Here is a 776-nt window from a genome sequence, read left to right as displayed (position 1 = left end):
GGGCTTGCTCTTTAAGAGCCAGTCCCCGATGATTATTTTTCCAATGGTTTTAGGATGTAGGAAATGAAGTTATTAAAAATACTTCTAATAGGTTTTTTTGCGTGTGGAGGATATTCGGCCTATGCCTCTATTCAAATTATGGCAACGCGAATAATTTTTGATGAAAAAAGTAAAGAACAAGTTATTAGAGTCAATAATATTGGGGATCTGCCCTCATTAGTCCAAGTGTGGTTAGAATCCGATAGGGATTCCATGGATTCTGGTGATGTGGAAAAAGAAGATTTGCCTTTTGTTATTAGCCCTCCAGTTTCGCGAATAAATGCGGGGAAAGGAAAGTCGTTTAGAGTTTTTAAAACAGAAGAAGCAAAAGCAAAGTTTCCCCGTGATAGAGAGACATTGCTCTGGGTAAATGTGCTTGATATACCCCCAGAGGTGGAAAACGATAATGCAAAAAATAAGCTAAACCTTGCATTTCGTACACGCTTAAAGTTCTTATATCGTCCGATAGGCTTATCTTCAGATCCAAGAGTTGCGGCAGAAAGTGTTAGTTGGGTGGCAAAAAGGACAGGTAAGGCGATTAATATCAAAGGTGAGAATAAGTCACCGTATCACATATCAATCGGTAAATTTGTAGTAACTGATGGCAGCAAGAAAATTGATTTAACGGGAGGGATGATCCTTCCTTATTCGAACTATGAATTTGATTTCAAGGTTACAGACCTTAGTAATCAGCCTATTAAGTTATTTTATAGTTATATTACTGATTTAGGTGCATT

Annotated in this window: 1 protein-coding gene; it reads left to right on the top strand. The window is 37.5% G+C overall.

The annotated features are described in order from the left end of the window. Positions 1-63: 63 nt before the first annotated feature. Positions 64-776, top strand: a 713-nt coding sequence (locus tag V2A85_RS24125; protein ID WP_420072612.1) for a molecular chaperone, incomplete at its 3' end; no start/stop codon positions are given.

This window comes from Yersinia sp. 1252 StPb PI, assembly GCF_048593885.1.
In the GTDB taxonomy this organism is placed as follows: domain Bacteria; phylum Pseudomonadota; class Gammaproteobacteria; order Enterobacterales; family Enterobacteriaceae; genus Yersinia; species Yersinia enterocolitica_E.
Note: the sequence above shows the minus strand (reverse complement) of the source record. Positions and strands in the feature narration are given on the sequence as shown.